This window comes from Streptomyces sp. NPDC030296, assembly GCF_055572815.1.
Genome location: NZ_JBVICQ010000015.1, coordinates 88155 through 106727 on the forward strand (window position 1 = coordinate 88155; position 18573 = coordinate 106727).

At 74.5% G+C, this 18573-nt stretch carries 18 protein-coding genes; 10 read left to right on the forward strand and 8 right to left on the reverse strand.

Annotated elements, in window-relative coordinates:
* Positions 1-77: 77 nt before the first annotated feature.
* The 4 genes from ACZ4Z3_RS34515 (at position 78) to ACZ4Z3_RS34530 (ending at position 6176) form a co-directional block, all read left to right on the forward strand.
* Positions 78-620 (forward strand): GNAT family N-acetyltransferase, encoded by a 543-nt coding sequence (locus ACZ4Z3_RS34515; protein ID WP_468504750.1) that lies wholly within the window; start codon positions 78-80, stop codon positions 618-620.
* A gap of 292 nt (positions 621-912) precedes the next feature.
* Positions 913-1350: a DUF3052 domain-containing protein gene (locus ACZ4Z3_RS34520; RefSeq protein WP_468504751.1), complete on the forward strand. Its 438-nt coding sequence runs from the start codon at positions 913-915 to the stop codon at positions 1348-1350.
* Between the two features lie 235 nt (positions 1351-1585).
* Complete coding sequence (locus tag ACZ4Z3_RS34525; RefSeq protein WP_468504752.1) at positions 1586-2521, forward strand: glycosyltransferase family 2 protein; 936 nt, start codon at positions 1586-1588, stop codon at positions 2519-2521.
* Positions 2522-2843: 322 nt separating this feature from the next.
* Positions 2844-6176 carry an AfsR/SARP family transcriptional regulator gene (locus ACZ4Z3_RS34530; RefSeq protein WP_468504753.1) on the forward strand — a complete coding sequence of 1111 codons (3333 nt, stop codon included), beginning with the start codon at positions 2844-2846 and terminating at the stop codon, positions 6174-6176.
* A gap of 76 nt (positions 6177-6252) precedes the next feature.
* Here ACZ4Z3_RS34530 and ACZ4Z3_RS34535 read toward each other — a convergent pair whose 3' ends face one another.
* From ACZ4Z3_RS34535 to ACZ4Z3_RS34550, 4 genes are all read right to left on the reverse strand, one after another.
* On the reverse strand, positions 6253-7959 hold the full coding sequence (locus ACZ4Z3_RS34535) for a bifunctional 3'-5' exonuclease/DNA polymerase (protein WP_468504754.1): 1707 nt from the start codon (positions 7957-7959) through the stop codon (positions 6253-6255).
* Positions 7960-8193: 234 nt separating this feature from the next.
* A complete protein-coding gene (locus ACZ4Z3_RS34540; protein WP_468504755.1) occupies positions 8194-8919 on the reverse strand; it encodes a Clp protease N-terminal domain-containing protein in 726 nt (241 codons plus the stop codon).
* Between the two features lie 106 nt (positions 8920-9025).
* The gene (locus ACZ4Z3_RS34545; protein ID WP_468504756.1) at positions 9026-11158 is read right to left on the reverse strand and encodes an ABC transporter permease; all 2133 of its coding nucleotides are present in this window, start codon (positions 11156-11158) and stop codon (positions 9026-9028) included.
* Positions 11152-12021, reverse strand: coding sequence for an ABC transporter ATP-binding protein (locus ACZ4Z3_RS34550; protein ID WP_468504757.1), 870 nt, complete (start codon positions 12019-12021; stop codon positions 11152-11154). Before ACZ4Z3_RS34550 ends, ACZ4Z3_RS34545 begins: the two co-directional genes overlap by 7 nt.
* A gap of 283 nt (positions 12022-12304) precedes the next feature.
* Here ACZ4Z3_RS34550 and ACZ4Z3_RS34555 point away from each other — a divergent pair, with 283 nt between their 5' ends.
* Positions 12305-13522: a DUF2786 domain-containing protein gene (locus tag ACZ4Z3_RS34555; RefSeq protein ID WP_468504758.1), complete on the forward strand. Its 1218-nt coding sequence runs from the start codon at positions 12305-12307 to the stop codon at positions 13520-13522.
* Positions 13523-13630: 108 nt separating this feature from the next.
* Here the strand turns inward: ACZ4Z3_RS34555 and ACZ4Z3_RS34560 are convergent, their stop codons facing one another.
* From ACZ4Z3_RS34560 to rpmB, 4 genes are all read right to left on the reverse strand, one after another.
* The gene (locus ACZ4Z3_RS34560) at positions 13631-14206 is read right to left on the reverse strand and encodes a DUF4232 domain-containing protein (protein WP_468504759.1); all 576 of its coding nucleotides are present in this window, start codon (positions 14204-14206) and stop codon (positions 13631-13633) included.
* A gap of 426 nt (positions 14207-14632) precedes the next feature.
* On the reverse strand, positions 14633-15163 hold the full coding sequence (locus ACZ4Z3_RS34565) for a hypothetical protein (protein ID WP_468504760.1): 531 nt from the start codon (positions 15161-15163) through the stop codon (positions 14633-14635).
* 174 nt (positions 15164-15337) lie between these two features.
* On the reverse strand, positions 15338-15643 hold the full coding sequence (rpsN, locus tag ACZ4Z3_RS34570) for a 30S ribosomal protein S14 (protein WP_468504761.1): 306 nt from the start codon (positions 15641-15643) through the stop codon (positions 15338-15340).
* Positions 15643-15879, reverse strand: coding sequence for a 50S ribosomal protein L28 (rpmB, locus tag ACZ4Z3_RS34575; RefSeq protein WP_468504762.1), 237 nt, complete (start codon positions 15877-15879; stop codon positions 15643-15645). Before rpmB ends, rpsN begins: the two co-directional genes overlap by 1 nt.
* A gap of 62 nt (positions 15880-15941) precedes the next feature.
* On the opposite strand from rpmB, the gene rpmG reads away from it, so the two are divergent.
* The 5 genes from rpmG to ACZ4Z3_RS34600 all read left to right on the forward strand — a co-directional run bounded on the left by rpmG (position 15942) and on the right by ACZ4Z3_RS34600 (position 18511).
* Entirely contained in the window at positions 15942-16106 is a 165-nt protein-coding gene (rpmG, locus tag ACZ4Z3_RS34580) for a 50S ribosomal protein L33 (protein WP_055520975.1), read from the forward strand.
* A gap of 5 nt (positions 16107-16111) precedes the next feature.
* Positions 16112-16363, forward strand: a complete 252-nt coding sequence (locus tag ACZ4Z3_RS34585; protein WP_468504763.1) for a type B 50S ribosomal protein L31 — start codon at positions 16112-16114, stop codon at positions 16361-16363.
* A 5-nt stretch (positions 16364-16368) separates the two neighbouring features.
* Positions 16369-17610 carry a CobW family GTP-binding protein gene (locus ACZ4Z3_RS34590; RefSeq protein ID WP_468504764.1) on the forward strand — a complete coding sequence of 414 codons (1242 nt, stop codon included), beginning with the start codon at positions 16369-16371 and terminating at the stop codon, positions 17608-17610.
* A 3-nt stretch (positions 17611-17613) separates the two neighbouring features.
* Positions 17614-17847, forward strand: a complete 234-nt coding sequence (gene rpsR, locus ACZ4Z3_RS34595; protein WP_468080284.1) for a 30S ribosomal protein S18 — start codon at positions 17614-17616, stop codon at positions 17845-17847.
* Positions 17848-18244: 397 nt separating this feature from the next.
* On the forward strand, positions 18245-18511 hold the full coding sequence (locus ACZ4Z3_RS34600) for a DUF397 domain-containing protein (RefSeq protein ID WP_107465361.1): 267 nt from the start codon (positions 18245-18247) through the stop codon (positions 18509-18511).
* The last annotated feature ends 62 nt before the right edge of the window (positions 18512-18573 follow it).

Here is an 18573-nt window from a genome sequence, read left to right on the forward strand (position 1 = left end):
GGGGCCGCGCGGTGTCCACGAAGCGGAGATCGTTTATTGGTTTGCCGCCGGTCCGAGCGGTCGGATAGGAAGCTCGCATGCTGAAGGGGACCAAGGTCGGGCTCAGGGCCCGGTACGAGGACGACATCCCGGTCCTGCGGACCGAGCTCTACGACGACGTGGCCAACTCCGCGCGCGCCGAGGCCGGGCCGTGGCGGCCGATCACGCCCGACTCGAAGGACCCCCGGCTGTTCGTGGACGGCAAGAACGACGGAGTCGTCCAGTTCTCCGTGGTGGACCTGGAGAGCGACACCCTGGTCGGCACCGCGACGCTCTGGGGCATCGACAACCACAACCGGTGCGCCCACATCGGGCTCGGGCTGCTGCCGTCCTGCCGAGGCAAGGGCTACGGCACCGACGTCGTCGCCGTGCTGTGCCACTACGGGTTCGTCGTGCGCGGCCTGCACCGGCTCCAGATCGAGACGCTGTCCGACAACACCGCGATGCTCCGCTCCGCCGAGCGCAACGGCTTCGTCCGCGAGGGCGTCCTGCGTTCCTCGGCCTGGGTGATGGGCGAGTTCCTCGACGAGGTGCTCCTCGGCCTCCTCGTCGAGGACTGGAAGCCGGCCGCCAAGAGCTAGCCCGGCCGGCGGGCCCGCCGGCCCCCGGCCCGCTGGCCCCCTGGCTCCGGCCGGTGGCCGCCGGTGTCACCGGTCACCCGCCTCCGATCACCGGCCGGCGGTCACCCCGGGCCACGCCTCCGCATCGGCCCGCGCCCCTTCAGCGGCCTTCCCGCCCCGCACCGGCGCGGCGTCCTCCGCCCGTCCCGTGCCCTCGTCGCGCCCCCGTCCGGCCCGCCCGGGTTGTGTCGGTGGCGCGGTTCTGGCATGCCGGAAGGGTGGAGGTGTGTGTCTTCTACCTCGGAGGTCCGGCATGGGTGCTGGTTCGGGTGGGGGCGGGTACTCCGGTACGCCGCTCGCCAAGAAGATCGGCGTCAAGGCCGGGCAGCGGGTGCGGTTGCTGCACGCGCCGGACGGGTGGGAGATCCCGGGGCTGCCGGAAGGGTGTGACGTTGGCGAGGGCGGGCCGCGGGGCGCCGATGTCGTCGTCGCCTTCTACCGGGCGTACGGCGATCTCGCCGCCGAGGGGCCCGGCCTGGTCGCGGACCTCGCCGACCCGGCCATGCTCTGGATCGCCTGGCCCCGCAAGGCGGCCGGCCACACCAGCGACATCACCGAGAACGCCCTCCGCGACCTCTTCCTCCCCCTCGGCGTCGTCGACGTGAAGGTCGCCGCCCTCGGCGACGACTGGTCGGGGCTCAAGTTCGTACGCCGGAGGGAGGAACGGCGGGGCGGCGGCGGGAAGCGGTAGCGCGAGTCGAGAGCCGCCCACCTCATCCCCCTTGCACCCGCCCCCTCCAGCCCGCCGCCGCACCCCGCCCCCTCCAGCCCGCCGCTCCGCCCCGCCTCCCAGCCCACCCCGCACCCATCCCCATTCGCCGCAGGCAACCGCGTACTTGGGGCGTCCCTGAGAAGTCGTCGGCATGAACGGCTAGCATCCGGCGGTAATCAGTCGGTCGGTTGCGGGGGCTCGTCGGCTGTCTCGGATGGTCGGTCGACGGGATGGGGTTGGTGTCGTGACGGACGCGGAGGAGGGGCCTCGGATCGCCGTCGCCGTGGTGACGATGGGGAACAGGCCCGCCGAGGTGGACGCGCTGCTCGCGTCCGTGGCCAAGCAGGACCTGGCGCCCGCGCGCATCGTCATCGTGGGCAACGGCTGCCCGCTGCCGGAGTTCGCCGAGCGCCTCGGCCTCCCCGGCGAGGTCACGCCGATCGAGGTGGACGAGAACCTCGGCTGCCCCGGCGGCCGCAACGTGGCCATCGAGCGGCTGCGGGCGTTCGGGGACGTCGACGTCGTCGTCGAACTGGACGACGACGGACTGCTCGTCGACGCCGACGTCCTGCGCCGCGTCCGGGACCTCTACGTCGCCGAGCCGCGCCTCGGCATCGTCGGTTTCCGTATCGCCGACGAGACCGGCGAGACCCAGCGGCGGCACGTGCCGAGGGTCGGGGCCAAGGATCCCCTGCGGGGCGGCCCGGTCACCGGCTTCCTCGGCGGCGGACACGCCCTCTCCATGGCCATGCTCCGTGAGACGGGCGACTGGGCCGCCGAGTTCTTCTTCGCGCACGAGGAGACGGACCTGGCGTGGCGGGCGATCGACGCCGGCTGGACCGTGCTCTACGCCCCCGAACTGCTCCTCCAGCACCCGAAGACGTCGCCCGCCCGGCACGCCATCTACTACCGGGTCAACGCCCGCAACCGCGTCTGGCTGGCCCGCCGTCGGCTCCCGCTGCTTCTCATCCCCGTCCATCTGGGAGTGTGGGTGCTCATCACCCTGCTGCGGACCCGTTCCGGGGGCGGATTGCGCGCGTGGTTCGGCGGGTTCATGGAGGGCTGGCGCGAGTCCGGCGGCGAACGCCGCCCCATGCGCTGGCGCACCGTATGGCGCCTCACCCGGCTGGGCCGCCCACCCATCCTGTAGCCCGGTCGGCGGCGGCCATCCGCCAGGCGCTCGCGTACACACACGAATGCCCCGGTCGTTCACCTCCACCGACCGGGGCACCGCGCGTTTTCGGATCCGGCAGCGGCGGCGGCGCTCCCCCGAGCTACGCGTCGTCCGCGTGCGCCGTCGGCGCCGGATCCGATGAAGTGATCACATCAGGTCCCGCCAACGGATCGCTAACATGTGCCCAACGGTCCTACCGGGACCGCACGGAAGCCGTGGGAGAGTCGGCGCGGGCCGACGCGAGTCGCCGGGGGGCGCGGTCCGGTACGACGGCACGGGAAGGCAGCGGACGGACGCTATGCGGGACGGGCTGCGGTTCGGACTGCTGGGTCCGCCGGTGCTGTACGACGCCTCCGACACATCCGACGGCGACACCGCCCTCACCTCCGACTCGGGCCCCCAGCCCGGCCCCCACACCGGTCCCGGCTCAGGTCCCGCCCCCGGCCCCGACTCCGGTCCCCACCCCCGCCCCGACCACCGGTACGCCCGCCCCGGTCACCCGTACGCCCGCGCCGTACGCCCCGTCGGCAGCGGCAAGGTGCGCGCCCTCCTCGTCGCGCTGCTCCTCGAACCCGGCCGTGTCGTGTCCGTCGACGCGTTGAAGGACGTGCTGTGGGACGGGTCGCCGCCGCCGTCCGCGCAGGCGTCCCTCCAGAACCATGTGACCCGGCTGCGCAGGCTCCTCGACGACCCCGACCGGCTGCGCGCCGTACCACCGGGTTATCTCCTGCGGGTCGACGAGGGCGAGTTGGACGTCCGCGTCTTCGAGGCGCGCGCCGCTGCCGCGCGTGCCGCGCACGCCGCCCACGACTGGGCCCGCACCGTCCGCGAGGCCACCGCCGCGCTCGACCTCTGGCGCGGCACTCCGCTCGGCGGCCTGCCCGCAGGGGACTTCGGCGCGCACGCCTTCGTCCAACGCCTGGAGGAGGCCCGACTGCTCCTCCTCGAACGCCGCTACGACGCCGAACTCCACCTCGCGCGCGCCGCCGCCGACGTCACCTTCGGCACCGCGGGCCATGAAGGCTCCGCGCCCCACGGGGAGGCGCACGCCCTCACCGCCCTCGCCCCCGAACTCGCCGCCCTCGTCGCCGAGCACCCCCTGCGGGAGGCCTTCCACCGCCTCCTCATGCTCGTCCTGCATCGCACCGGCCGCCAGGCCGAGGCCCTCGCCGTGCACCGGGACCTCCGGGACCGGCTCCGCGACGAACTCGGTGTGGACCCCGGCCCCGCCGTACGCGAGGCCCATCTGGAGATCCTCCGGGAGGGCGAGGGCACACCGCCGGTCCCGCCGACCGCCGAGCCGCCCGCCCCCGAGCCGCCGCGCCCGGCGCAACTTCCGCCTCCTCCCGCCCACTTCACGGGCCGACGCCGAGTCCTGGCCGAGCTGCGCGCCGCGCTCGCCGTGACCACGCCGGCCCGCGGCCACGGCGTACGGGACACCACGCGGCCCGCCGCCCGCGAACCGCGCCCACCGGGCGGCCACGGCCCCGGTCACGCCCCCTCCCGTGCCGCGCGTCGCCCGGCGGCCGCCGAACCCGTCGTGATCAGCGGCATGGCCGGTGTCGGCAAGAGTGCCCTCGCTCTCCACCTCGCCCACGAACTGGCCGACCGCTTCCCGGACGGCCAGCTGTACGTCAACCTGCGCGGCGCGACCCCGGGCATGACGCCCCTCACGCCGGCCCAGGCCCTTGCCGCCCTCCTCCGCGACCTCGGCACGGACCCGCGCCGTATCCCGGAACACCCCGACGCGGCCGCCGCGTTGCTCCGCTCGACGCTCGCGCCGACGCGCACGCTGATGGTGCTGGACGACGCCGCGCACGCCGCACAGGTACGCCCGCTGCTGCCGGCGGGCGCCGGGTGCGCGGTGATCGTGACGAGCCGTTCGCCGCTCACCGCGCTGGACGGCGCCCATCGCTTCCCGCTCGCCCCGCTGTCGGACGACGAGAGCGCCGCGCTGCTGCGCGCCGCGTCCGGACGCGCGGCCGGGCTCGACGCCGCGCACCCCCTCGTCGCGCTGACCGGGCGGCTCCCGCTCGCCCTCCGTGTCGTCGCGGCCCGCCTCGCCGCCCGTCGCGCGCTCACCCCGGACGCCCTCGCGGGCCAACTGGCGGCCACCGAGAGCCGGTTGCACCACCTCGAGTACGACGACCTGAGCGTCCGCCGCTCCCTCGCCGTCGCCCACGAGGCCCTCCGCGCCTCCGCCCGCGAGGCCGACGGCGACGCCGCCCACGTTCTCCACCTCGTCGGCGCCCTCGACCTGCCCGCCTACGGCGCCCCCCTCCTCGCCCGCCTGGCCGGCATCGACGAACGCCGCGCCGAGGCCGCCCTCGACCGCCTCGTCGACGTCGCCCTGCTGGAGGAGACCACATACGGCTGCTACGTCCCCCACGACCTCGTCCGCCACTTCGCCCGCGAACTCGCCGACACGGCCCGGACCGACACGACCCGGACCCGGGCGGCCGAAGGGACGAGAGCCCCCGCCGACCCCAGGACCGGCCCCGCCGCCGGGGGCGAGACCACCGAAGCCCTCCGCTGGTATGCCTCCCGTGCCCGCGAGAGCCTGCTGGTGCTGCTCCCGCCCGGCCACGAACGCGACGAACGGCTCCGTACGACCCCGACGGAACCGGCGGCGACCGCCACGGAACCCTTCGCCTCCGCCGAGGAGGCCTTCGCCTGGGGCGACCGCGAACTCCCCAACATCGTCGCCCTCGTGGAGCGCTGCTCCCGCGAGCCGGGCGGCGACGGGGGGAGGGCGGCGTACGCGCCCGCCCTCGTCCGCCACCTCTTCCCGTACCTCCACCGGGGCGGCCGGCTCGCCGAGCTCGATGTGCTCGGGAGGTACGCCCTGGACGTGGCGCGGTCGCTGGGGGACGACGAGGCGGAGGCGTTCGCGCTGACCGACCGGGCCGGGCTGCACTTCATGTCCGGCCGGGCCTCGGACGCGCTCGACCTCAACGACCAGGGCCTGACACTGTGGCGGAAGCTCGGTGTCGTGTCGTGCGTACGGCGGTGCCTCAACAACCGGGGGCTCGTGCTGGAGAGCCTCGGCCGGTACGAGGAGAGCGAGGAGGCCCTCCGGGAGAGCCTGGAGCTGTCCCGGCAGCTCGGCGACCCGTACGGCGAGGCCGTCACCTTCAGCCATCTCGGCAACCTGGTCAAGCACACCGACGCGCGGGCCGCCATCGCCCACCACGAGCGGAGTCTCGCCCTCGGCGAGATCGCCGACAGCGTCGTCGTACGGCACACCGCGCACTGCAACATCGGCTACGCCCACCTCAGGCTCGGCGAACCGGCCGCCGCCGTCCGCAGCTTCGAGCAGAGCCTGCGGGTCCTCGGCGACGACGAGGACTGGCAGGGCGAGTCCAAGACGCGGCTCGGTCTGGTCCGGGCCCTGCGCGAACTGGGGCAGGCCGACCGGGCCGACCGCGAGTGCGCCCTCCTCCTCGACTTCGCCGTGGCCCGCGCCGACCAGTACGCCGTCGGCCTCGCCCGCCACCAGCGGGGCCTGCTCCTGCGGGCCGACGGGCGCACCGAGGAGGCGCGCGACGAATGGCGGCGCGCCCTGGCCGTGCTCGACGGCACGGAGTCGACGGTGACGGGCGAACTGCGCCGCCTGCTGGGGGAGGAGTGAGAGCAGCGAGAGCTGTGATAGCTGTGAGAGCAGTGAGGGGAAGCGCCTTCGGCCGGTATCTCCTCCCGTCCTGCGGCTACTTCGCGTCGGCATAGCACTCCACCACCGCCGTGGTGAACGGGAACCGCACCGGTGTCTCCCCGAACGTCAGCCGCCCCGACAGCTCCGACGCCTCCCGGATGGCGGCCACCACCGCGTCCGCCTCCTCGGCCGGGCAGTGCACGATCACCTCGTCGTGCTGGAAGAAGACCAGCTCGGCGGCCATCCCGGTGAGGGCGCGGCGCAGCGCGGCGAGGAGCAGCAGGGTCCAGTCGGCGGCGCTGCCCTGGACGACGAAGTTACGGGCGAAGCGGCCGCGGGCGCGGGAGTCGGTGGAGGCGTACCCGGGCACCCACTCGGTCGTCTGCTCCTGGTCGCCGCCGTCCGCGGCGGCCTCGGCCTGGGGGAGCCCCGCCTCCTCGCCCGCCGCGTCGGAGGCCCCGGCCGCGGGCGGGCACGTACGCCCCAGCCAGGTCCGCACCAGCCGGCCCTCCTCCCCCGCGCGGGCCGCGTCGTCGACGTACTGCACCGCCCTGGGGAAGCGGCGGCGCAGCGCGGCGAGGTTCTTGAGGCCGTCCCCGGACGTCTGCCCGTACACGGCGCCGAGGACGGCGAGCTTGGCCTGGTCGCGGTCGCCGGAGAAGGCCCGGTCGGAGACGGCCTGGTAGAGGTCGGTGCCGCGTCCCGCGACCTCCATGAGCCCGGGGTCGCGGGAGATCGCGGCGAGGACCCGGGGCTCCATCTGGTCGGCGTCGGCGACGACGAGGCGCCAGCCGGGGTCGGCGACACAGGCGCGGCGGATCACCTTCGGGATCTGCAACGCGCCCCCGCCGTTGGTGACCCACCGGCCGGTGACGGTGCCGTGGGCGAGGAACTCGGGCCGGAAGCGGCCGTCACGGACCCAGTCCTGGAGCCAGGACCAGCCGTGCGCGACCCAGATGCGGTACAGCCGCTTGTACTCCAGGAGCGGTTTCACGGCGGGGTGGTCGACGGACTCGATCTCCCAGCGCCGGGTGGAGCGGATCCGGATGCCCGCCTGCCCGAACGCCTTGACGACGTCGGCCGGTAGATCGGGCCGCACGCGGCGGCCGAACGCCTGCGACACCTCGTCGGCCAGCTCGGCGAGCCGGCGGGGCTCCCCGCCGCCCGCGTACCGCTCGCCGAGCATCTCGTGCAGGACCTGGCGGTGGACGTCCGCCCGCCAGGGCATTCCGGCGCGGTTCAGCTCGGCGGCGACGAGCATCCCGGCCGACTCGGCGGCGGTCAGCAGCCGCATCCGGTCCGGGTGGGCGGTGGTGTCGTGCCGTCGCTGCTGGTCCGCGTAGACCTCGATGAGATCGGTGAGGGGGACGTGGACGGGGCGCGGCTCGAAGAGGGACGGCTGGGCGCCGGGTTCCGCGGAGCGGAGCGGAGGGTCCGGGGGGACCGGGGTGCGGCGCAGGCGGGCGAGGGCGGCGGCCGCGGAGCGGGGTTCGCCGAGACGGCCCTCGTGCCCGAGGAGCAGGGTCTCGGCGTCCTCGATGTCGTAGCACCGCTCGACGCGGACGCCGTCGGCGAGCAGCCGGGGGTAGATCTCGGCGGTGGCCCGCCACACCCACCGCCCGACGTCCGGCTCCCGCCGCCGGACCGCCTCGGCGAGGTCCGGCTCCCGCAGCACGGGTCCGGCGGGCAGCCCGTCCGGGCCGAGGGGGGCGAGCTCGACGCCGCCGTCCTCGGTCGGAGCGAGAGCCCACCGGTCGGTCATGGGGTGAGTGTCGCAGCAGGGTCTGACAATCGGCGCGGGAGGAAAGGGGGCCGGGGGGTGCGTGGGCGGGTGCGGGTGGGTGGGAGTTGTCCGCGCAGTTCCCCGCGCCCCTGAAGGGAACGGGCCTGCGGCCCGCCCTTCATCCTGAAAGCACGGGGCGCAGCCCCGGCCGCTTTTCAGGGGCGCGGGGAACTGCGCGACAAGCCACAATGGACCCGCACCCGGAAACGGCCCCTAACCCTGCCCCTCCGTCACCGCCCGCAGCGCCCGAGCCACGTCCGCCTCCGTCGCGGCCTTCGTCACGCCCAGACCGCTCAGGACGCCCTCCCCGTTCTCGAACTCCAGGAGCGCGAGGAGGAGGTGCTCGGTGCCGACGTAGTTGTGACCCAGCCGCAGCGCCTCACGGAACGTGAGTTCGAGGACCTTCTTCGCGTCGGAGCCGTACGGGATCAGCTCGGGCACCTCGTCCACGGCCGGCGGCAGCGCGGCCGTCGCCGCCTCCCGCACCGCCTCCGGTGACACCCCCTGCGCGACGATCGCCTTGGCCGCGAGCCCCTCAGGCTCGGCGAGGAGGCCGAGGACGAGGTGGGCGGGCAGGCCCTCGGGGTTCCCGGCGGCCTTGGCCTCGCCGTGCGCGGCCATGACCGCGTTGCGGGCCCGCGGGGTGTAGCGGGCGAAGCCCTGCTCGGGGTCGAGGTCGGCCTCGGCCTTCGGCACGAACCGCTTCTGCGCCGCCTGCCGGGTCACCCCCATGCTCTTGCCGATCTCCGTCCAGGACGCGCCGGAGCGCCGCGCCTGGTCCACGAAGTGGCCGATCAGATGGTCGGCCACGTCTCCGAGGTGGTCCGCGGCGATCACCGCGTCCTGGAGCTGGTCGAGCGGTTCCGGGTGGATCTTCTTGATGGCCTCGATGAGGTCGTCGAGACGCACGGATGCCGTGACTCGCGGGTTCGTCGTCATGTGTCAACCGTAGGTTGACAGCGGAGGGGTGTCAACCAGAAGTTGACACCCCGCGCGGAGGGCTCACGCCCGACCGTCCCCACCTGTCTGCCTGCGGCTCCCCTCCCTAGAAGGCCTCCAACCAGATCCCCACCGGCGCCCCCAGCAGTCCCAGCGCCCCCGCCAGCCCCGCCAGATTGATCGCGGAGACCGCCGCGCCGAGCACGGCGCCCACCGCCATGGCGACCAGGGCCTCACCCGCGACCACCACCCGGACCTGCCCCCGCGTGGCCCCCGCCAGCCGCAGCGACCGCAGTTCCGCCCCGCGTGCCGACGTGGCCATGAGCAGCGTCCCGGCCAGCGCGATCCCCGCGTACAGCAGCGCGATCCCCAGCACCACGAAGAGTCCGAGCCGGGTCTGGGCGCCGCCCTTCGGACGGTTGGCCTCCAGCCACTCCCCGGCGGACCACACCCGCCCGCCGGCGCCGGACTCCCGCAGGGCCGCTCCGACCGCCTCCCGGTCCGCGCCGCCCCGGACCCGTACCTCGACCCGGTCAACTCCGGCGCCGCCGGCGTTCGCGGCGGTCACGTACGCCCCGTTGTCACCGGTCCCGCGGGCGAGTACCGCCACGATCCGGAGCCGTACGGGGCGCCCGTCGCCGAGCCAGACCCGCACCGACCGGCCCACCTCGGGCCGCTCCCACTCCTCGTTCACGACGATGGAACGGTCGTCGAGGTCCCGTACGTCACCGGCGACCACCGGCAGCCGCGACACCGCCGCGAACGCCGCCACATCCGTCACCGCCCGCGCGTCGGACCGGACGAGCGCGGTCCGCTCCTCCCTCACGTACACCGCGGTGGAAGCCGACGCGGACACCACCGACGTGCCCGGATCGACCACCCTCCGCGCCCCGGCCGCCCCCGCACCGGCCCCGCTGGCCCCGCCGGACCCGTGGTGTCGCCCGGCCCACTCGCCCAGCCGACCCTCCGGCCCCGTCACGACGAAGTCCGCCCGGGTCCTGGCCTCCGCCTCCGCCGCCTTCGCCCCGGTGACCGTCGCCGAGGAGCCCAGCAGCGAGCCGGCCAGCGCCACGGTCACCAGGACCGGGGCCGCGACGGCGGCGGTGCGCCGTACGGACGTGGCCGCGTTCTCGCGGACCAGCAGCCCGACGGCACCGGGCAGCGCCGCGCCCATCAGCCGTACGAGGGGCCGGACGAGCAGCGGTGCGAGCGCCGCGACCGCGGTGATCAGCAGCATCGGCTGCGTCGTGTACGTCTTCCGCTTCAGCAACTCCGCCGGGTCCGTGCCCCATCTCCAGGCCAGCAGCCCCAGTCCGGCCGCCAGCAGGGCGACACCGATCACCCGGCGCGACCGGGGCAGCACCGCCGTGTCCACGGACGCCTCCCGCAACGCCTCGACGGGACCGATCCGCCCGGCCCGCCGCGCGGCGACCCACGCCCCCGCGAACGCCACCGACACACCCGTCCAGAACGCCACGTGGTACGGCCACACGACCGAGCCCGGCAGCGCGAACCACGACGGCGCCACCCCGCCCGCCACCAACTCCCGGATCAGCACGGGCGCGCCCCACGTGCCCAGCGCGCACCCGGCCGCCGACGCCGTGACCCCGACCGCCAGCGCCTCCCCGAGCAGCAGCCGCCGCACCTGTCCCGGCGTCGCTCCCGCCATCCGCAGCAACCCGAACTCCCGTCGGCGCAGCGCCACGACGAAGGCGAAGGTCGACGCCGTCACGAACACCGACACGAACGCGGTGACCCCGGCGGCCGTGCCCAGCAGCGAATTGACGGCGACCAGCGCCTCCGCGTCCCGCTCGTACGACGGGTCGACCCGCCGCCGGTCGTCCCCGGTCAGCACCCGTGCCCGACCGCCGACGGCGGCCCGTACCTCCGCGACGGGCGCGTCCACCCCGACGGCGTCCCGCGCCGCCCTGCCGTCGGTCCGCACCGGCCCCAGCTTCCGAAGCTCGGCCAGCAGCCGCTCGTCCACAGGGTGTGGACGGGCCAGCGCCTTCGACACCCACGCGGTACCGGACCCCCGCTCCACCTCGACCGTGAGTGTGTCGACGCCCGCCACCACGACGGGGGAGGAGGCGAACCGTTCGGGTTCGCGCACCGGCGGGTCCAGGGTCGCGGCGACCCCCAGCCCCATGACCGCCACCACGCCCACGCCGAGTGCGACGGCCACGAACGATCCCACCAGCGCGGCCCACCGCGCCCGCAACGACGCCAGACTCAGCACGACGACCTCCCAGCGACCACGCCCGCCTCGCCCGTCACACCCGCCGCGCCGGTCACACCTGCCGCGCCCGTCATGCCTGTCCTGACTGCCGCACCTGCCCCGCCTGCCGCACCCGCCCTGCCCGCCACTTCCGCCGCCGGACCCGGCGCGCCGGGTCCGGCGCCGCGCTCCAACCCCGCCATGTGCGCCGCCACCGTCTCCGCGGACGGTGCGGTCAGCTCCCCGCTCACCCGCCCGTCGACGAGGAACACCACCCGGTCCGCGTACGACGCGGCCACCGGGTCGTGCGTGACCATGACCGTGGTCTGCCCCTCCCGGTCCACCAGTTCACGCAGCAGTCCGAGCACCTCGCGGCTGGTGGTGGTGTCGAGCGCGCCCGTCGGCTCGTCGCCGAACAGCACCGCGGGCCGGGTGATCAGCGCCCGCGCCAGCGCCACCCGCTGCTGCTGCCCGCCGGACAGCTCGGCCGGCCGGTGCCCGGCCCGCTCGCCGAGCCCCACCCGGTCGAGCGCCGCCCGCACCGCGCCCCGCGACGGCCGCCGCCGGGCGAGCCGCAGCGGCAGGGCGACGTTCTGGGCGGCGGTCAGCGAGGGGAGCAGGTTGAAGGACTGGAAGACGAAGCCGATCCGGTCCCGCCGCAACAGCGTCAGCCGCCGCTCGTCCAGCCCGCCCAGCTCGACCCCGTCGACCCGCACCGTCCCGTCCGACGGCCGGTCCAGCCCCGCAGCACACTGCAACAACGTCGACTTGCCCGACCCCGACGGCCCCATCACCGCCGTGAAGGTCCCCGCGGCGAAGTCGAGATCCACCCCGTCCAGGGCGACGACATCCCCGTACACCCTCCGCAGCCCTCGCACCCGCACGGCCGCCGAGCCCTCTGCGGCCGACGCCCCTCCCGACACCCCGGCCGCGGCCGGTGCCTCCGGTGCCCCTGACGTCCCGTACGTTCCCGCCGGCCGCCTCAGCCACCCCGGCCGTCCCGGCCGCGCCGCTCTCCGGAGTGCCCCCGACGTGCCCGTTTCCTCTGTCCTGGTCATGACTCCAAGCGAACCGTCCGCGGTCCGCCCGCACACGACCACTGGAGGGCGTCCCGAGGTAGGGCCTGCACTACCTCCGCCCCGCCCACGCCATGACACGATCGAACACGTGAGTACGACCAGCACGGTGGACCGCGCCTTCGAGGCGGCCCTCTACGCCGACACCGACGCCGCCCTCGACACCGGCGCCTCCTTGCTCGCCGCCGACCCCGCGACCGACGCGGAGGTGGCCCGGCGGGGCCGGGAGTTCGTCGCAGGCGCCTGGCGACGCGGCTGGCAGCCCGCCGACGTCGTACGCCAGGTCCGGCGCGAGCTGGACGACGCCCACGTACGGCTGGCCGCGCGCCTCGTCGTCGACGAGCACGAGGAGGGGCGGGACGACGAGCACCGCGACGGGCGGGCGCCCGGCGGTGGACGACGGCAGCCACCGAGCCCCCGCTGGGCCGCCCAGCTGGACGAGGCGCGGGCCCTCGCCGAAGCCGGGCCCGCAGCCGAGAGCGGACCCGGCGGCGACCGCTTCTCCCGGGCCACCACCGCGCTGGAGCTGTACCGCCTGCTCCTGCGTCTGCCCACCCTGGAGTCCCTAGACCGCCCCAGGGACACCGGCGCGCACCCGTCCGACCACTCCGAGTCCCGGATGCTCACCCGGATCCGCGCCCTCCTCGCCAAGGCGGAGGCCACCGACTTCCCCGAGGAGGCGGAGGCGCTCAGCGCGAAGGCGCAGGAGCTGATGGCCCGGCACAGCATCGACGAGGCACTGCTGGCGGCACGCACGCACGCGAAGGACGCGCCCGGCGCCTGCCGGATCGGGGTGGACGCGCCGTACGAGACGGCCAAGGCGGTGCTCCTCGACGCCGTGGCCCGCGCGAACCGCTGCGAGGCCGTGTGGAACGAGTCCCTCGGCTTCTCCACGGTCGTCGGCTTCGAGGCGGACCTGGAATCGGTCGAGCTGCTCTACACCTCGCTCCTCGTCCAGGCCACCACCGCGATGACCAAGGCGGAGGCGGCCCAGCGCAAGGGCGGCCGCAAACGGACCAAGACCTTCCGGCAGTCGTTCCTGGCCGCCTACGCCCACCGGATAGGCGACCGGCTGGCGGCCGCCGCCGAGGCCGAGGTCGAGCGGACCGAGGACGGGGGCACCCCGGAACAGGACCTGCTGCCCGTGCTCGCCGCCCGCGGTGTCGCCGTCCGCGACAGGTTCACCCGGATGTTCCCGGACACCGTCACCACCCGCGTACGAGGCGTCAGCGACGCCGCCGGCTGGCAACAGGGCGCCGAGGCGGCCGACCGAGCCCAGGTCAGGGCCCGCCCCCGGCTGCCGTCATGAACGCGCCCCGGCCGCCGTCAGAGCGCGCCGGGGCGACCCGTCCGTACCGTCGGCCCGGCGCCGGTCACCGCACGGGTCGCCCCACGGGGTCGCCCCATGGTTCGCCGCTCAGTCGCCCACCGGCGTGAACGGCCCCACCGTCGCGTCCAGCGTGCCGCCCGACCGGAGGGCGATCTCCGCGTCCGGCCAGTCGTAGGTGTTGGCCTTCTTCTCGCCCGGCAGGCTGAAGCTCAGCTTCTCCACGTCGGCGCTCTTCTGCGCGTCCCCGGCCACCCCGCGCACGTAGGCGATGGTGAAGGTCACCGACTGGCCCTCCGCGAGGGTCGTCTCGGCGTCCTTCGCTGCGCCCTCCTGGGGCGCGAGCGGCCAGGACTTCCCACCGGCGAGCAGTTCGACATGGGCGAGGCCCTTCAGGGTGCAGGGGGCACCGCTCTTGTTGGTGACGGTGACCGGCACAGCCCCCTCGTCACCGGCGGCCGGCGCGGCGCTGCTCGGCCCCACCTCGAACGCGGCCCCGGCGGCGACGCAGGCGGAGCCCGAGCCCGCGCCCTTCCTGTCGCCGGAGGGGGACGCGGTGGCGGTCTTGCCCCCGTCGCCGGCGTCACCCCCGTCGTTCCCGCCGCAGGCGGTCAGTGAGAGAGCCGCGAGGAACGCGGCGGCGATGGCGGTCGGAGCGGTACGCATGGAGTTCCCGAGAGTTCGTGGCTGTCGCAGCCTGTGCTGGTGTGAAGGGACGAACGGGCCGCGGAACCCGGCGGTTCCCCGGCCCACCCACCCATGATCGGACGCCCCGGCCCCGGACCCGTACGATCCCGCCGCCGCGGGGCCGGACCCGTACGATCCCGCCGTCCTGGAGCCGGGCCGGAGCGATCCCGCCGCACGGAGCCGGACCGGACCGGAGCGTTCCCGCTGTCGCCGGGCCGGACCCGTACGATCCCGCCGTCCTGGAGCCGGGCCGGAGCGATCCCGCCCACGGAGCCGGACCGGAGCGTTCCCGCTGTCGCCGGGCCGGACCCGAGCGGTTCCGCCGTGCATGCCGTGCGGCCCGCCGCCGGATCCTCCCCGCTGAGGGGCACGTGCCGGACCACCGCCCGGGCGGCCCGTGCCGGGTCAGGACCCCGCGGCCGCCGTGGGCAGGTCCGTCGGGAGGCCCGAGGGGAGCGCGCCCTCGGTCTTCTGGAAGGTCTCCTTGCCGACCTTGCCCTCCCAGGTGACGGTGAGGGACTTGGAGTCCACCGAGTCGACCATGCCCGAGGTGCGGTCCTTCGTGCCGTCGGTGCACTTCAGCTCGATCATCCGCATGTTCGCCTCGTCGGAGACCTTGCCGCTGCACACCGTGCCGCCGACGACGAACAGCGCGGCCTCGTCGCCGTTCACGAAGAGGGCGACCGGCTTGCCGCCCGTCGTGGCGAGCCAGTTGCCCTGCAGCTTCTTGTCGCCGCCGGTGGAGCCACCGGAGTCGGTGCCGCCCTCGGCCGTCTCCGTCGCCGTGGGGGTGGCCTTCGGCTCCTTCGACGCGGAGTCGCCGTCGTCGCTGCTGCACCCGGTCAGCACGAGCGCGGCCGCCAGCCCGGCGGCCGCGGCCCCGGCCCGCACGCGCCGACGGGTCGAGGTCCCCCTCGTCGCGGTCCTTGCCGTCATCGCCGTAGTCACTGAGGTCTCCCCAAGGTATGGCCGGATCCGGTCGCCGCGGCGACAGCGGCAAGCTACCAGGAGCCCCCGGGCGCCGGTCCGCCGGGAACTGTGAGGACCCCGCGAACCGTTGATGACGACCCCGCCCGCGCCCCCGCACGCCGCCCGCGACCGCCCCGTCCGTCACCAGGACGACTTGCGCACCCCCGGCAGATACCCGGCGTGCGCCTGCTCCCGCAGACTGACGCGGGACAGTCCGAACGCCCGGAAGTAGCCGCGCGGCCTGCCGTCCACACTGTCCCGGTTGCGGACGCGCGTCGCGCTCGCGTCACGCGGCTGCCGCGCCAGCTCCCGCCGCGCCGCGAACCGTTCTTCGTCCGTGGAGGACGGCCGCCGGATGATCTCCTTCAGCTCCGCGCGCCGCGCGGCGTACCGGGCGACGATCTCCTGCCGCTTGTCGTTCTTCGCGATCTTGCTCTTCTTCGCCATCAGACCCGCACCCCCCGGGCGCGGATCCGCGCGACGGCGGCCTCGACGCCGATGACGTCCACGGTCTTGATCCCCTTCGCACTCAGCCGGAGCCGCACGTACCGGTTCTCGTTCGGCAGCCAGTACCGCTTGGTCTGGATGTTGGGGTCGAAGCGGCGTGACGTGCGCCGGTGGGAGTGCGAGACGCGGTTGCCGAAGCCCGGCCGGGCGCCGGTCAGCATGCAGTGGGCGGACAAGGGTGACGCACCTCTCTCTGCTCGATGATGTAAATGGAATTCATTTTCAGTAAGATACCAGCATGGCACGCAACGAACTCCGCCCGGTCGTCAAGCTCCGCTCCACGGCCGGCACGGGCTACACGTACGTCACCCGCAAGAACCGCCGGAACGACCCGGACCGGCTGACCCTGCGCAAGTACGACCCGATGGCGGGCCGTCACGTCGACTTCCGAGAGGAGCGCTGACCGCGATGAAGAAGGGCATCCACCCCTCGTACGGGCCCGTCGTCTTCCGGGACCGCGCCGCGAACCACGCCTTCCTCACCCGCTCGACGATGACGAGCGAGAAGACGATCGAATGGGAGGACGGTCACACGTACCCGGTGGTCGACGTCGAGATCTCGAACGTCAGCCACCCCTTCTACACGGGCACCGCGCGCGTGCTGGACACGGCGGGCCGCGTGGAGAAGTTCGAGAAGCGGTACGGGAAGAAGCGGGGCTGACCGACGTGACCCAGCTGTCTGTCGCGATCGTCGGCGGGCTCCACGCCGACGCCCGGCGGGCCGCCGTCGAGGCGCTGCTCGCCGGGGTCCCGGGCAGCGTCGCGCTGCACCACGACCTGTCCACCGCCGTCGACGGCACCGTCCTGCGGACGATCCGGGACGCCGCGGGCCTCGTCTCCACGGGCGAGACCCCGCTCGTCAACGACTGCGCCTGCTGCGCCCTGCGCGAGGACCTCGTCCCCGAACTGGAGCGCCTCGCCGAAGCGGGGCTCACCCGCCTCGCGGTGGTCGAACTGTGGGACTCGGTCGAACCCAAGGCCATGGCCGAGGTCGTCGCGGCCGGCGGTCTGCCGCTGACCTCGGTGATCACGGCGGTCGACCCCGCCCTTCTGCTGCCCTACCTCGCCAACGGCGACGACCTCGCCGAAGCCGGCCTCGCCGCCGCCCCCACCGACGAACGCACCGTCGCCGACACCTTCGCCCGCCAACTGGAGTACGCCCCCGTCCTCGCCGTACTCGACTCGGAGGAGGCGGACGAAGAGGACAGAGCCCTCCTGTCCCAACTCCACCCCACGGCGCTACGGGTGCCCATAGGGGAACGGGGCGGGGTGCTCGAAGGGGCCGCAGGCCCTGAGAGGGGCGCGGGGAACCGCGCGACCGGGCACGACGCACCCGCACCCGGCAGCTCCCAGTACGCCCCACGGCGCTCCCCGGCCCTGCCCGCGGCAGCGCTCGCCGGGTTCGACGTCGAGGCCGCCGCCGCGGCCCAGCACCCCGCCTGCGCCCTCCTCCCCACCGACGCCGACGAACACGGCGTCACCACCCTGGTCTGGCACCGCCACCGCCCCTTCCACCCGGAGCGCCTCTACGCGGCCCTGGAGGACCTGTGCTGCGCGGCCGCCCGCAGCCGCGGCAGGTTCTGGCTGGCCGAACGCCCGGACACCCTGCTGCACTGGGACGCCGCCGGCGGCGCCCTGTGCGTGGAGTCGGCCGGGCCCTGGCTCGCCTCGCTGCCGGACGCGGCCTGGGAGATGGTGCCCCCGGTGCGCCGCGCGGCCGCCGCGCTCGACTGGCACCCGGAGCACGGCGACCGCTGCCAGCACCTGGTCTTCACCTCACCCGGCCTGGACCGCGACGGACTCGAACGGCTGCTGGAGTCCTGCCTGCTCACCGACGCCGAGTACGCCGCCGGGCGCGAAGCCTGGGAACGGCTGCCGCGCCCCTTCGACACCTTCCTGGAGGTCTGACCCATGGCCCGCAAGCCCGAGCGGAAGCCCGCCAAGTCCCGCCCCAACCCTCTGGACCAGGCCGGGATCACCTACATCGACTACAAGGACACCGACCTGCTGCGCCGGTTCATCTCCGACCGCGGCAAGATCCGCAGCCGCCGGGTCACCCGGGTCACCGCCCAGCAGCAGCGGCAGCTGGCCCGCGCGATCAAGAACGCCCGGGAGATGGCGCTCCTCCCGTACTCCTCACGATGAGCGCCTCCCACTGATCCACCACCCCCCACCCGGCCCCCGGCGAGGACCCACCACCTCGCCGGGGGCCGCTTCTTTTCCGCCAATCTGTGCGATCCGGAATCCCGCCGTCGACGGGCCGCCGTGAACCTCCGGGGGCCGCGCCACGTACGGAGAAGTGAAGAGGTGACGTGCGAAAGGGAACAGGAACGCCCCAGGACGCGTCTCTCAAGTGCCCCGGTGCTGTAATCGCGGCACCACCCCTCGTGCACGTGCATCTGACCGTGCAAGCGCAGGTGCATCCGCCCATGCAGCAGCACGTGAACGAAGCTATGATCCGGGGCAGTTGACTACTGCAACTCTGGCCACACCAGTGCCGAGCGCATCGAGCGCACCACTGCACCACCCCGGGGAGCGACCTGTGGACCACGACGTGTACGGCGTGGATGACGTGTACAACGGCATGGCCGCGACGGAGCTGACCGAGCTCCACGCGGTGGCCTGGCAGAAGAGCCGGCACAGCAACTCGCAGGGGAACTGCGTGGAGTTCGCGCGGCTGCCTGGCGGTGACGTGGCGGTGCGGAACTCCCGGTTCCCGGACGGGCCCGCGCTCGTCTACACCCGCGCCGAGATCGAGGCGATGCTGCTGGGTGTGAAGGACGGCGAGTTCGACCACCTGATCCGCTGACGCCCGCTCACGCACGGCCGTCCGGTGGTGTGACACGCGTAGAACCGTGGCGCGCAGGTGCG